This window comes from Streptomyces sp. NPDC046860, from assembly GCF_040645115.1.
Classification (GTDB): domain Bacteria; phylum Actinomycetota; class Actinomycetes; order Streptomycetales; family Streptomycetaceae; genus Streptomyces.
In genome coordinates this window covers 297036-310876 of sequence record NZ_JBEYXQ010000006.1, presented here as the reverse complement: position 1 = coordinate 310876, position 13841 = coordinate 297036, and the positions used below count along the sequence as shown (strand labels likewise).

General features: G+C 71.0%; 9 protein-coding genes. 3 read left to right on the top strand and 6 right to left on the bottom strand.

What is annotated here, in order from left to right; genetic code table 11:
• The first annotated feature begins 201 nt into the window (after nt 1-201).
• Nucleotides 202-2067 carry a glycoside hydrolase family 76 protein gene (locus tag ABZ898_RS12125; protein WP_361656220.1) on the top strand — a complete coding sequence of 622 codons (1866 nt, stop codon included), beginning with the start codon at nt 202-204 and terminating at the stop codon, nt 2065-2067.
• A 16-nt stretch (nt 2068-2083) separates the two neighbouring features.
• On the opposite strand, the gene ABZ898_RS12120 is transcribed toward ABZ898_RS12125, so the two are convergent.
• The 5 genes from ABZ898_RS12120 to ABZ898_RS12100 all read right to left on the bottom strand — a co-directional run bounded on the left by ABZ898_RS12120 (nt 2084) and on the right by ABZ898_RS12100 (nt 7980).
• Entirely contained in the window at nt 2084-3106 is a 1023-nt protein-coding gene (locus ABZ898_RS12120) for an ABC transporter permease (protein ID WP_361656218.1), read from the bottom strand.
• On the bottom strand, nt 3106-4071 hold the full coding sequence (locus tag ABZ898_RS12115; RefSeq protein ID WP_361656216.1) for an ABC transporter permease: 966 nt from the start codon (nt 4069-4071) through the stop codon (nt 3106-3108). The genes ABZ898_RS12120 and ABZ898_RS12115 overlap by 1 nt, the downstream gene beginning before the upstream one ends.
• A complete protein-coding gene (locus ABZ898_RS12110) occupies nt 4064-5629 on the bottom strand; it encodes a sugar ABC transporter ATP-binding protein (RefSeq protein WP_361656213.1) in 1566 nt (521 codons plus the stop codon). The genes ABZ898_RS12115 and ABZ898_RS12110 overlap by 8 nt, the downstream gene beginning before the upstream one ends.
• A gap of 68 nt (nt 5630-5697) precedes the next feature.
• Complete coding sequence (locus ABZ898_RS12105; protein ID WP_361656210.1) at nt 5698-6783, bottom strand: ABC transporter substrate-binding protein; 1086 nt, start codon at nt 6781-6783, stop codon at nt 5698-5700.
• 159 nt (nt 6784-6942) lie between these two features.
• Nucleotides 6943-7980 carry a LacI family DNA-binding transcriptional regulator gene (locus ABZ898_RS12100; RefSeq protein ID WP_361656208.1) on the bottom strand — a complete coding sequence of 346 codons (1038 nt, stop codon included), beginning with the start codon at nt 7978-7980 and terminating at the stop codon, nt 6943-6945.
• A 268-nt stretch (nt 7981-8248) separates the two neighbouring features.
• On the opposite strand from ABZ898_RS12100, the gene ABZ898_RS12095 reads away from it, so the two are divergent.
• Nucleotides 8249-10768 (top strand): PA14 domain-containing protein, encoded by a 2520-nt coding sequence (locus ABZ898_RS12095; RefSeq protein WP_361656311.1) that lies wholly within the window; start codon nt 8249-8251, stop codon nt 10766-10768.
• A gap of 73 nt (nt 10769-10841) precedes the next feature.
• Nucleotides 10842-13238, top strand: coding sequence for an RICIN domain-containing protein (locus ABZ898_RS12090; protein ID WP_361656205.1), 2397 nt, complete (start codon nt 10842-10844; stop codon nt 13236-13238).
• A gap of 19 nt (nt 13239-13257) precedes the next feature.
• Here the strand turns inward: ABZ898_RS12090 and ABZ898_RS12085 are convergent, their stop codons facing one another.
• Entirely contained in the window at nt 13258-13566 is a 309-nt protein-coding gene (locus ABZ898_RS12085; protein WP_361656203.1) for a hypothetical protein, read from the bottom strand.
• Between the last annotated feature and the right edge of the window lie 275 nt (nt 13567-13841).

Below are 13841 nucleotides of genomic sequence, written 5' to 3'. Positions count from 1 at the left end.
CACGGCTCTCCGGCATGAGACCACGCTCCGCTTTCCGGTGTCCAGATCCGGAACGGACAGCGTTGTCAGGGTAGTTGGCGTGAAGCGCGCGCGACGCGTGTTCCGTCCGGTTCCGTCTGTGGCTGCTTTTGACGCTGTACAGCTCCCGCGTGCGGTGCTGTCGTGCGACTGACGGGCTTGTTCAACGTTGGAGGACTCGCCATGCCGGTTCCCGGACCCCGCCCTTCCTTCCTCGGCTCCCGCGCCCTCGGCGCGCTGCTGGCCCTCGCCCTCGCTCTTGGCGGGGTGCTCGCGCTGCCGGTGCACGCTCGTGCCGCGTCGGCGGTGTGCGCGCTCTCCTGCGACACCCTCGATCCGTCCCGGGCGCGCCAGGAGTCGTTCCCGGTGCCGGACCGTACCGTCAACGGCCGCCTGCTCAGGCTGCACGTCTCCGAACCGGACAGCATGGCATGGGCCAGTGTGGACCAGGGCAGGCAGGGCGACGCGGTGTGGCTGGACCGCTCCTGGGACCGGGGGGCGAGCTGGGACGGGCTGCTGGGGAAGGCGAGCATCCCCGCGTCGTGGACCGGCACCCGGACGCTGATGTACAACGTCACCGATCCCGTGGGCCACCGGCGCGGCTGGGTCCGGGCCTGCGCGGACGCGGCCGGGGTGGCCTGCACGGACTGGTTCCGCCCACGGGTGTGCGACGGCACGTCGTGCGACGGCGCCGACCCGGCGACGGCGGCCCGCGACGAGCGTCCGGTGCCGGCGGCCACCCTGTACGGGCGCACGATCAGCCTGCACATGGACCAGGCGAACGGCACGGCCTGGGGTGTCCTGGAGAACGGCGGCGCGGGAGACGAGATCTGGCTCGACCGCTCCTGGGACGAGGGTGCGAGCTGGCCGGAGGGGTCGTCGCTGGGCAGGACGAGCGTGCCGTCCGGCGCGGCCTCGGCGCGCACGGCGATGTTCGCCACGCGGGACCCGAGGGGGCTGCTGTACGGCGGCGCCGTGCGCGCGTGTGGGCGTGAGTCGGCGCACCAGGACGGGAGTTGTACGGCGTGGGCGCGTCCGGCTGCGACCAGGGCACGGGGCGCGGCGGACGCGCTGATGGCGTCGTACCGCACCGATGAGGGCTGGTGGCGCAGCAGTTGGTGGAACTCGGCGGTGGCGCTGACCTCGCTGGCCGACTTTGCGCGGAGCACGGGGCGGGGCGACTACGACTGGGTGATCGCGCGGACCTTCGACCAGAACAAGGGCGTCTTCCCCGCGGGCGGGCGCAGTTCGGACCCGGTGGAGGGGCATTTCATCAGCCGTGCCGTGGACGACGCGGCATGGTGGGCCATCGCCTGGGTGGCCGCGTACGACCGGACGGGCGAGCGGCGGTATCTGGACGAGGCCGTCACCATCACCGACTACGTGCGCGGGTTCTGGGACACGGGTACCTGTGGCGGCGGGGTGTGGTGGGACCGGGAGCGGACGTACAAGAACGCGGTGACCAGCGGGCTGTATCTGTGGCTGACGTCGGCGCTGCACCAGCGGCTCGCGGGTGACACGGTGTGGGGCGCACGGGCGGTGACGGCCGGGGACTGGTACCTGCGCAGCGGGCTGGTCAACGCGTCCGGTCTGGTCAACGACGGTCTGACCGCCGCGTGCGGCAACAACGGTCAGACGGTGTGGAGTTACAACCAGGGGCTGGCGATCGGCGGCTTCACCGAGCTGTGGCGCTGGACCGGGGACGGCCGCTATCTGGACGCCGCGAAGCGGCTGGCGGACGCCGCGCTGTCCTCCCCCGCGCTGACCCGTGACGGGGTGCTGACCGAGTCGTGCGACGTGGGCGGCGCGAGCTGCGACGACAACCAGAAGCAGTTCAAGGGCGTGTTCGTCCGGCATCTGGCCGATCTGGCGTCGGCCACCGGGTCGTCGGCCTACCGCGCGTATCTGGTGCGGCAGGCCGACTCGGTGTGGGCCAGGGACCGTGACCCGCTGAACCGGCTGGGCCAGCGCTGGGCCGGCGGGAGTTGGAACCAGGTGGACTGGCGGACCCAGGCGAGCGCGCTGGCCGCGCTCACCGCGGCCGGGTGAGCGGGCGGCGGGGCGTTCAGCCGACGCGGCGCCGCCGGGCCAGCCAGGTCTGGGCGACGACGACCAGGACGAGGAACGCCCCGCTGACCACCTGCTGGTAGGCGGAGTCGAGGGAGCCGATCTGGTTGATGACGTTCTGGATGACCTTCAGCAGCAGCACACCGACGAGGGAGCCGCTGACGTAGCCGAGCCCGCCGGTGAGGAGGGTGCCGCCGATGACGACGGCGGCGATGGCGTCCAGCTCCATGCCGTAGCCGAGGATGGTGACGCCGGAGGCGAGGTAGGCGGCGTTCAGGGCCCCGGCGAGGCCGGCGAGCAGCCCGGACAGGGTGTAGACGCTGATCTTGGTGCGGGCGACCGGGGCGCCCATGAGCGCGGCCGCCTGTTCGTTGCCGCCGACGGCGTACACGCGCTGCCCGAACCGGGTGCTCCGCAGCAGCACGGCACCGCCCAGGAAGAGAACGGCGGTGATCCAGACGGGGGTTCCGATGCCGAGCAGTTTGCCCTGGCCGAGGGAGGCGAAGGCGGAGTCCGGGTCGACGAGGAAGGTGTCGGCGCCCTCGTCGGTGATGGCCAGCATGAGTCCGCGGGCGGCGAGCATCGAGGCGAGGGTGACGATGAACGGTGCGAGGCCGGTCCGGGCCACCAGCAGTCCGTTGACCAGACCGATCGCGGCGCACACGGTGAGCGGCAGCAGCAGGGCGACCACCGTGCCGTACTGCGAGCCCCAGGCGGCGAGGACGCCGCCGAGGACGAAGACGGAGCCGACGGATAGGTCGATGCCGCCGCTGACGATGACGAAGGTCATGCCGAGGGCGACGGTGGCCAGGAACGACGAGGAGACGGCGATGTTGCCGAGGTTGTCGCCGGTGGCGAAGGAGTCGAAGGACAGCGAGGCCACGGCGGCGAGGACGACGAGGGCGACCAGGGCGCCGTGCCGCTGGGCGAGGGCGGCCACCCGGTCGCCGCGCCGGGTGGCGTCGCCGGGGGCGGGTGCGGTCCGTCCGGTGGTCGTGGGGTGTTCCTTGGTGCTGGTCATCACCGCTTGCCCCTCTCCCGTGCCGCGTACACCGCGAGCACGATGACCACGGCCTGGGCGATCTGCGTCCAGGACGACGGCAGGTCGTGTTTGATGAGGGTGGCCGTCAGGAGCTGGATGAGGACGGCGCCGGCCACCGTGCCGCCGATGCGTACGCGTCCGCCGGTGAGCGGGGTGCCGCCGACGACCACGGCGGTGATGGCGGACAGTTCCATCAGGTTGCCCAGTGAGCTGGGGTCGCTGGCCTGGAGCCGGGCCGTGGCGAGGAACCCGGCGACAGCGGCGAGGACGCCGGAGCAGACGTACACGGTGATCAGGACCCGGTGCACGGGGAGTCCGGCGAGCTGGGCGGCGGGGCGGCTGTCCCCGATGGCCAGGAGCCGGCGGCCGAAGGTGGTCCGGCGCACCACGAAACCGACGATGAGCGCGAGGCCGGCCGCGATCAGCGCGAGGTAGGGGATGCCGGCCACGCTGCCGGAGCCCAGCGTGGCCATGGCGGGGTCGCGCACGTCCTTGAGCTGGGGCAGCAGCACCAGGGCGATGCCCCGGCCGCCCACCATGAGCGCGAGGGTGGCCACGATGGGCTGGACGCCGACGAACGCGATGAGCGAGCCGTTGGCCACGCCGATGACGGCGCCGCCGATCAGCGCGGCCACCAGGGCGAGCCCGGGCCCGTAGCCGAGGTAGAGGGAGGTGACGGAGGTGGCCAGGGCCATCACGGCGCCGACGGAGAGGTCGATGCCCTCGGTGCCGATGGCCAGGGCCATGCCGAGGGCGACGATCAGCACCGGGGAGACCTGGACGGCCTGGGTGCGGAAGTTCTCGCCGGAGACGAAGTGGTCGGTGAAGACGACGTTGAACAGCAGCAGGACCGCGAGTCCGAGATAGACGCCGTAGTTCTGGAGCCAGCCGACGACCGTGCCCCGGTCGGGGAACGTCCGGCCCTCCAGGGTCAGTTCAGTCATGGTGGGGCGCCTCCTCCTCGGCGGCCTCGGCGATGGCCCGCAGGAGCTGGTCGGCGCCGACCTCGTCCCCGGTCAGCTCGCCGACGACCGCGCCGTCCCGGAGCACCACCACCCGGTCGGACCCTTCGATGAGTTCCTCCACGTCGGAGGAGATCAGCAGGACGCCGAGGCCGTTCTCGGCGAGTTCGTCGATGAGCTTCTGCACCTCGGCCTTGGCGCCGATGTCGATGCCGCGTGTCGGTTCGTCCAGCAGGAGCACCTTGGGGTGCATGGCGAGCCAGCGGGCGAGCAGCACCTTCTGCTGGTTGCCGCCGGAGAGTTCGCCGACCTTCTGGTGCGGGCTCGCGGCCTTGATCCGCAGCCGCTTCATGAAGCTGTCGACGACCGCGTCGACGCGGGCCTCGGAGACGAGTCCGAAGCGGGACATGCGGGGCAGAGCGGCCAGGGCGATGTTCTCCCGGACCGAGAGGCCCGGCACGATGCCCTCGGACTTGCGGTCCTCGGGCAGCAGGCTGATCCCGGCCCGGATCGCGGCGGCCGCCGACCCGGTCCGCACCGGCCGGCCGGCGACGGTGACCTCGCCGGAGCCCAGCGGGAGCGCTCCCGCGATGGCCTTGGCGGTCTCGGTGCGTCCCGAGCCGAGCAGCCCGCCGAGACCGACGACCTCGCCGGGGCGGATGTCGAGCGACACGTCGTGCAGCTGATGACGCTGCGTCAGATTGCGTGCGCTGAGCACGGGTTCGCTCCCCGCGTCGTGACCGCCCGCGAACTTGGTGACGCCCTCGGCGCGGACCTCGCTCGTCTCGCGGCCCAGCATCAGGGAGACCAGCTGAAGGCGTCCGGTCTCGGCGAGCGGGCCGGTGTGCACCAGGCGGCCGTCGCGCAGCACGGTGACGGTGTCGCAGATGGCGTACAGCTCGTCCATGCGGTGGCTGACGTACAGCACGGCGATGCCCTGTTCGCGCAGGCGCCGGATGACGCCGAACAGGGTCTCCACCTCGCGGGGTTCGAGCGAGGAGGTGGGTTCGTCCATGACGACCACGCGGGCGTCCACCGAGACGGCCCGGGCGAGCGCGACCATCTGCTGGGCGCCGACGCCGAGTTCCCTCAGGGGCCGGCGTACGTCGACGTGGACGCCGTACTCCGCCATCGTCTCCTGGGCCTCGCGGTGCATGCGGGCGAAGTCGATCAGGCCGAGGCGGGTGCGGGGCTCGCGGTCCAGGCAGAGGTTGCGGGCCACGCTCATCAGGGGAATGAGGTTGACCTCCTGGTAGATCGTGGAGATCCCGGCGTGCTGGGCGGCGAGCGGGGTCGCGAAGGCCACCGCCTCGCCGCGGTGGCGCAGTTCGCCCTCGTCGGGGCGGTACACGCCGGTGAGGACCTTGATCAGGGTGGACTTTCCCGCGCCGTTCTCGCCGACCAGGGCGTGGGTCTGGCCCGCCCGCAGGGTGAACGTCACGTCGTCCAGGGCCAGTACACCGGGGAAGCGCTTGGTCAAGCCGGTGACGGCGAGGACTTCGTCGGGTGGTGCGGTCACGGCTGCTCTCCATGGGGTCATGGGCGACGTGCCTGCTCGGGGCGCCGAGAAACCGGGGAGGGTTCTCGGCGCCCGGTAGGAGTGGGTGCTCAGTACGCCTTGTTCAGGTCGGTCTTGGCGTTGGCGCCGGTGTACTGGCTGTCCTGGATGACGATGTCCTCGCCGACCGGCTTGCCCTGGGTGAAGGAGTCCAGGGTGGAGAAGGCGAGCGGCCCGAAGCGCGGGTTGGACTCGATGACGGCGCTGATCCAGCCGTCCGCGATGCCCTGCACGGCGTTGCGGGTGCCGTCGATGGTCACGATCTTCACGGCACCGGGCTTCTTGCCGGCGCCCTTGAGGGCGTTGACCGCGCCGAGGCCCATCTCGTCGTTCTCGGCGTAGACCGCCTTGATGCCGGGCTTGGACTGGATGAGCTGCTCGGTGACCGACTGGCCCTTCTCGCGGGTGAACTCGCCGGTCTGCTTGAAGACGATCTTGAGTCCGGGGGCCTTCTCCTTGACGCGGTCCTCGAAGCCCTTGGTCCGCTCGGTGGTGACGTTGTTGCCGGCCGCGCCGAGCAGGATGGCGATCTCGCCCTTGCCGCCGGTGGCCTCGATCAGCTGGTCGGCGGCGCGCCGCCCCTGGGCGACGAAGTCGGAGCCGATGAAGCTGACGTAGTCCTTGCAGGGGGTGGCGTTGATCTGCCGGTCGATGGTGATGATCGGGATCTTCTTGGCCTGGGCGGAGCGGAGCACCGGCTCCCAGCCGTCGGAGTTCAGCGGGGCGATGACGAGGAGCTTGGCGCCCTTGGCGATGAGGTCCTGCACGTCGCTGATCTGCTTGGAGAACTGCGACTGGGCGTTGGCGGTGAGCAGCTTGATGCCCCGCTTGGACGCCTCGGCCTTGATGGAGGCGGTCTCCGCGATGCGGAACGGGTTGGCCTCCTTCTCCGACTGGGAGAAGCCGACGACGGCGTTCTTCAGGTCGAGCTTGTCGGCGCCGTAGTCGCCGATGGCGCAGGTCTTGCCGCCGCCGCTCTCGGCGACCTGCTTGCCCGCGTCGTCGCCCGCTCTGTTCGTCTGCGCGGGGGCGGTGTTGTCGCTCTCGGACTTGGTGCAGCCGGTGACGAGCGCCAGCCCGGCGACGAGCCCCACGGCGAGGATGTTTCTGGTGGTGGTGCGGGAGTGCGGCTTCATGCGATTTACCCCACTTCGGGACTGCGGAAGGCCGGTCCGGCGGTGACCAGATCAGGATGCTTTTTACATCGTTGGAAGTGCCGTGTAAACACCTCGCGCGGGACGTCTCCGAACCGATATCGACACCAACTAGGGCTTGCGCAAGGGGATTTACGCTGGTCAGAACGAGTGCGGACGCCGTCCGAGGGTGCTCTCGCGCTCCACGAGGGTGAAGCCGGGCTGGAGCAGGCGCGCGGCGCGGGGAGTCTCGTGGTTCTGGTCGCCCTTGAGCCGGCCGACGACGGACTCGACGGCGAGACGGGCGATGGCCTCCTTGTCCGGGGAGACGGTGGTCAGGGTGACGGCGGCGTACCGGGACTCGGTGACGTCGTCGAAGCCGACCACGGCGATGTCCTCGGGCACCCTGAGCCCGCGTTCGAACATCACCCGCATCGCGCCGAGCGCGACCAGGTCGTTGTAGGCGAACACCGCGTCCGGCCGCTCGCCGGAGTCCAGCAGCTCGGCCATGGCGCGCGCGCCGTCCTCGTGGCCCCAGCCGCGCGTAGTGCCGACGAGCCGTTCGTCCACGACTACCCCGGAGGCGGCCAGTTCGGCCTGCCAGCCGATGAACCGCAGGTGGGCGGGCTGGTGGGAGCGGTCCTGGCGGGCGCCGAGGAAGGCGATGCGGCGCCTGCCGAGGGAGAGCAGATGGCGTACGGCGGCGCGGGCGGCGGCGATGTTGTCGATGACGATGTGGTCGTAGGGCAGGTCGTAGCGGCGTTCGCCGAGCAGGACCAGCGGTGCGTCGTCGCGGCGGGCGGCCAGGTCCTCGGTCTCCAGCTCCAGGGGGCTCAGGATCAGGCCGTCCATGACCCGGGCGCGGAAGCCCTGGCAGACCAGGATCTCCTGTTCGCGCCGGCCCTGGGTGTGGTCGAGCAGGACGGTGTACTCGTGCTGGGCGGCGGCGTCGATGACGGCGCCGGCCAGTTCGGCGAAGTAGGAGTTGCCGAGTTCGGGTACGGCAAGGCCGATGATTCCGGTGCGGCCCTTGCGCAGGTGACGGGCGGTCAGATTCGGCCGGTAGCCCAGCTCGTCGATGGCCGACTGGACGCGGGCCCGCATGGCCGGGGTGACGTGCGGATAGTCGTTGACCACGTTCGAGACGGTCTTCACCGAGACCCCCGCACGTTCGGCCACGTCCTTCAGACTCACGCGCATCCTCAGTCCTCCCACGCCTCGTGTCAGACACCTGGACAGAGCGCAGGAGGCGTGTTCTCATGCCAACTGCCCTTGTTTCCAACGTTATACAAGATGTGCTGGAGCACGGGCAGAGCACGCACCCGCAACTCCGTTTCCCCCGGAGGTACTCGTGCCACCATCCCCTCGCCGCAGGTCCGGCCCGCACCGCTGGCTGGCCTCCGCGTTCACCGCTCTCACGCTCGTCGTCTCGGGAGCCGCCGCGTCCCAGGCGTCCCCGGCATCTCCCGTGGCCGACGGCCAGGCGGAGGCCCACGGCCTCAAGGGTGAGTACTACACCCAGTCGGCGTCCGGCGCCTTCGACTTCGCCGCACTGAAGGCGACCGCCTTCGATCCCTCGCTCGACTTCGCCGACCTCGAACCGCGCCTGAAGGCCCGTACCGGCCAGCAGGACGACGTGAGCGTGCGCTGGACCGGCCGGCTCACCCCGGCCACGACCGGCGCCCACACCTTCTCGATCACCGGCGACAACGGCTTCCGGCTGTGGATCGACGGCAAGGCCGTCATCGACCACTGGGTGGACGACTGGGACCGCGAGCAGAACTCGGCGCCCGTCACCCTGGAGGCGGGCCACGCCTACGACATCAAGGTGGAGTACTTCGAGCATTACGGCGGCTCCAACCTGCGTGTGCGCTGGACGCCGCCCGGCGGTGCCAAGCAGGCGATCCCGCAGTCGGCGTTCAGCCTGCCGGACGGGTTCACCTACAACGGCCCGCAGGACTCGGCGATCCAGCCGGACGGCAAGACCCTGGTGCTGGACTTCGCCCAGGAGCTCAAGGCTCCCCCGGCCGGGTTCGACGACCACCTCGACATCGATGTCGGCGGCTCCGCCTGGCCGCGCGGCGCCGCGCATCTGGACGCCTCCGACCCGAGCAAGCTGGTCGTCCCGCTGACGGAGCCGGTGGTCGGCGGCCACGGCGGCTACGCGGACCTGCGCTACGACGGCAAGGGCGGCCTGACCGGCACCGACGGCGCCGCGGTCTCCGACTTCTGGAGCACGGGCAGCAACCACTCCACCTACCAGCTCCGCACCCCCTGGGCCGACAAGGTGGGTCCCTCCAACGCCCATCCCGAGTACCCGCGGCCGCAGTTGACCCGCGACAAGTGGAAGAACCTCAACGGCACCTGGGAGTTCGCGGGCGCCGAGGCGGGCGAGCAGCCGCCCACGGGCAAGAAGCTGGGCGAGAAGATCCTGGTGCCCTACCCCGTCGAGTCCCAGCTCTCGGGGGTCGAACGGCACGAGGACCGCATGTGGTACAAGCGGACCTTCACCGTCCCCGCCGACTGGCAGGTGCACGGCACGCGCCGCCTCCAGCTCAACTTCGACGCGGTGGACTGGCAGGCCGTGGTCTACGTCAACGGCCGCAAGGTCGGTGAGCACAAGGGCGGTTACGACCGGTTCAGCCTGGACGTCACCGACGCGCTGAAGAAGAACGGCGGCCTTCAGGAGCTGATCGTCGGCGTCTACGACCCGACCGACTCGTCGGACGGCGAGAACCCGCCGATCGGCAAGCAGCGGCTGGACCCCAGTGGCATCTGGTACACGCCCAGCTCCGGCATCTGGCAGACGGTGTGGATGGAGCCGGTGGCCCGTGACCGTGCCGAGGACGTCAAGACCACCCCGGACCTGGCGAACCGCTCGGTGTCGGTGAGCGTGCGCGGGGTGCGCGACGGCGTGCCCGTCACCGCCGTCGCCTACGACGGCGGCCGCGAGGTCGGCCGGGCGAGCGGCACCGGCGCCGCCGCGTTCTCCGTCCCCGTCCCCCGTCCGCATCTGTGGACCCCAGACGACCCGCACCTGTACCAGGTGAAGGTCACCGTCGGCCGGGGCGCGGGCGCCGACCGGGTGGAGAGCTACTTCGGTATGCGCTCGGTCGAGGTCAAGACGGTGAACGGCAAGCAGCGCACCATGCTCAACGGCAAGCCGGTGTACCTGATGGCCACGCTGGACCAGGGTTTCTGGCCCGACGGCCTGCACACCGCGCCGACCGACGAGGCGCTCGCCTACGACCTGAAGGTGCACAAGCAACTCGGCTACAACTCGGTGCGCAAGCACATCAAGGTGGAGCCCGACCGCTGGTACTACTGGGCGGACAAGCTGGGCCTGATGGTCTGGCAGGACATGCCGGCGATGAACACGGTCAACCCGTCGGCGGCGGCCCGTACCGAGTACGAGCACGAGCTGAAGGAGATGATCCTCCAGCACGACAGCCACCCCTCGGTGGTCATGTGGGTCACCTTCAACGAGGGCTGGGGCCAGTACGACCAGGCCCGGATCGCGGACTATGCCAAGTCCCTCGACCCGACCCGGCTGGTGAACAACATGAGCGGCCTGAACTGCTGCGGCGCGGTGGACGGCGGCAACGGCGACATCGCCGACGCCCACGGCTACCCCAGCCCCCAGGTCCCGCAGGCCGACGGCCGCAGGGCGCTGGTCAGCGGCGAGTACGGCGGGCTCGGTCTGGGCGTGCCCGGACACGCCTTCCCGGTCCAGATGACCTACGTGGGCGTCACCCCGGAGACGTACACCGACGTCTATCTCGACCGGCTGAAGGAGGTCGAGCAGCTCGCGGCCTGCAAGGGCGGCAACGGCGCCGTGTACACCCAGATCACGGACGTCGAGGGCGAGCTGAACGGTCTGCTCACCTACGACCGCAAGGTGCTCAAGGCCGACACGAAGCGGCTGCGCGCCGCGCACGAGGCGCTGATCAAGGGCGCCGAGAACGGCACGCTCACCTGCACCTCCTGAAGTACCGCGCGGCCCGCTCCCTGCCGGGGCGGGCCGCGTGTCCCATGCCGGACTCACCCCCAGGAGCGCCCGCATGTCCCTCGACCGACGTCACTTCCTGGCCGGCGGCGCGCTGGCGCTGGGTACGGCCGCACTCCCCGGCCCCCTGGCCCACGCCGCGCCTTCGGCGGGCCGCGCCGCCCGCGCGCTCGCCCCGGACGCCTTCACCCGGCTGGCACCGGGCAGCATCACCGCACGCGGCTGGCTGGCCGGCCAACTCAAGCTTCAGCTCGACGGATTGTGCGGGCACTATGACCGGCGCTCGCACTTCCTGGACTTCGACAACTCCGGCTGGGTGCATCCCGAGAAGCCCGGCTGGGAGGAACTGCCCTACTGGCTGCGGGGGTTCGTCCCGCTGGCCATCGCCACCAGAGACGCCGACGCGCTGGCCAGGGCCCGCCGCTGGATCGACGCGGTGCTGGCCACCCAGCAGTCCGACGGGTTCTTCGGCCCGCGGTCCTTGCGCACCTCGCTGGACGACGGCCCCGACTTCTGGCCGTTCCTGCCGCTGCTGATGGCGCTGCGCACCTGGCAGGAGTACGCGGGCGACCAGCGGATCATCCCGTTCCTGACCCGCTTCCTGACCTTCATGAACGCCCAGGGCAAGGGCGCCTTCGACCACAGCTGGATCACCACCCGCTGGGGCGACGGTCTCGACATCGCGCTGTGGCTGCACGACCGGACCGGCGACGCCTTCCTGCTGGACCTCGCCGACAAGATGCACACCTGGGGCGCCGACTGGACGGGCCCGCTGCCCACCGGGCACAACGTCAACATCGCCCAGGGCTTCAGGGAGCCGGCCCAGTACGCCCGGCGCTCCGGCTCGGCCTCCGACACGGGCGCCACATACCGCACGTACGACCAAGTCCTCGGCTCCTACGGCCAGTTCCCCGGTGGTGGGTTCGCCGGTGACGAGAACCTGCGGCCCGGATTCGGTGATCCCCGGCAGGGTTTCGAGACGTGCGGGATCGTCGAGTTCATGGCCAGCCACGAGCTGCTGACCCGGGTCACCGGGGACCCGGTGTGGGCGGACCGCTGCGAGGAGCTGGCGTTCAACATGCTGCCCGCCGCCCTCGATCCGCAGGGCAAGGCGGTGCACTACATCACCAGCGCCAACAGCGTCGACCTGGACAACGCGGCGAAGACGCAGGGGCAGTTCCAGAACGGCTTCGCCATGCAGTCGTTCCAGCCGGGCATCGACAACTACCGGTGCTGTCCGCACAACTACGGCATGGGCTGGCCCTGTTTCACCGAGGAACTGTGGCTGGCAACCCCGGACCAGGGTCTGGCGGCCGCCCTCTACGCGCCGAGCCAGGTGACGGCCACCGTGGCCGGGGGCACCCGGGTCACTCTGACCGAGGAGACCGACTACCCCTTCGGCGACACGGTCCGGCTCACCCTGTCCGCACCTCGCGCGGTCCGCTTCCCGCTGCGGCTGCGCGTGCCGGGCTGGTGCACGGACCCGGTGCTCACGGTCAACGGCCGGGCGGTGGCCGCTCGCCCGGGCCCCGCCTTCGTCACCGTGGACCGCACCTGGGCGAACGGCGACGTCATCGCCCTGAAGCTCCCCCAGCGCACGACGGTACGCCCCTGGACGGGCGGCAGGAACGCGGTCAGCGTCGCGCACGGCCCGCTGACGTACGCGCTGAGGATCGGCGAGCGCTACGTCCGGTACGCGGGCGACGACGCCTTCCCCGAGTACGAGGTGCACGCGACCACCGCGTGGAACTACGGGCTGGTGCCGGGCGCGGTGCCCGAGTTCGTCCGGTCGGCGGGCTCGGTGCCCGCCAATCCGTTCACCCTGGAGAACACGCCCGTACGGATGACGGCGCGGGCCCGCCGCATCGCCGAGTGGGTCGCGGACGACGAGCACGTGGTCGCGCCGCTCCAGCAGAGCCCGGCCCGGTCCGCCGCCCCGGTCGAGACCGTCACTCTGGTCCCGATGGGGGCGGCCCGGCTGCGGATCAGCAGCTTCCCGACCGCGGCGCCGGACGGGCGGGCCTGGACCCCGGAGCCGCCGTTCCGCAGGGTGCGCAACAAGCACAGCGGCAAGGTGCTCGCCGTGGACAACATGTCCACGGCCAACAGCGCCCGCGTGGTGCAGTTCGACGACACGCCGACCGGCGACCACGCGTGGCAGCTGCTGGACCGGGGGGACGGCTGGTTCCTGGTCCGCAACGGTCACAGCGGCAAGGTGCTGGGCGTGGACGGCATGTCGACGGCCGACAGCGCGCTGGTCGTCCAGTACGAGGACAACGGCACCGACGACCACCTGTGGCGGCGTCTGGACAGCGGTGACGGCTGGTTCCGGCTGCAGAACAAGCACAGCGGCAAGGTGCTGGGCGTGGACGGGATGTCCACGGCGAACAGCGCGCAGGTCGTGCAGTTCGCGGACAACGGCACCGACGACCACCTGTGGCGGATCGGCTAGCCCGTCCGAGGCGTCCCGGTCAGTTCGGCCGGGACGCCTCCAGCAGGTCGCACTCGATGAAGGAGGGCGGGCTGGTGCACAGGGCCGCCATGCGTTCGGCGAAGGCGCGGGCCTCGGGGTCGTGGCGGCTGCGGGCGGCCGCCTCCAGGGAGGAGAACTCCAGCACCTCGTAGTACCGGTCGTCCTGGTTCTTGTCCTTGAGGACGGCCTGGTAGGTGGGGCCGTGCTCGATGCCCCCGAAACGCCGGTCGATGTCCATCGCCAGGGTGCGCATCTCGTCGATGCGGTCGGTCTCGAAGGCGATGATCTGCACGAACTTCTCGGCCACGGTTCCTCCAGCCGGCACGGGCGCCGCCACCGGGGCGGGGGCGGCTCAGCACCCAACGAAACACGGCGGGCGGCGGTCGGCAATTCGTCACGGTTCGTTCGCCGTACGGCCCGCGCGCCCGCGCATGGGTGCCGCACCCCGTCCGGAATGGGTGCCGGCCTCCATGGCGGGGCGGAGCGCGGGCGTGCGACGGTGTCGGGAACCCCGCGACCGGACCGGGACAGTCGACGGCACGGGGCCTCACGCCCGGCGCCGCTCCGGGAGGAAGGCTCTTC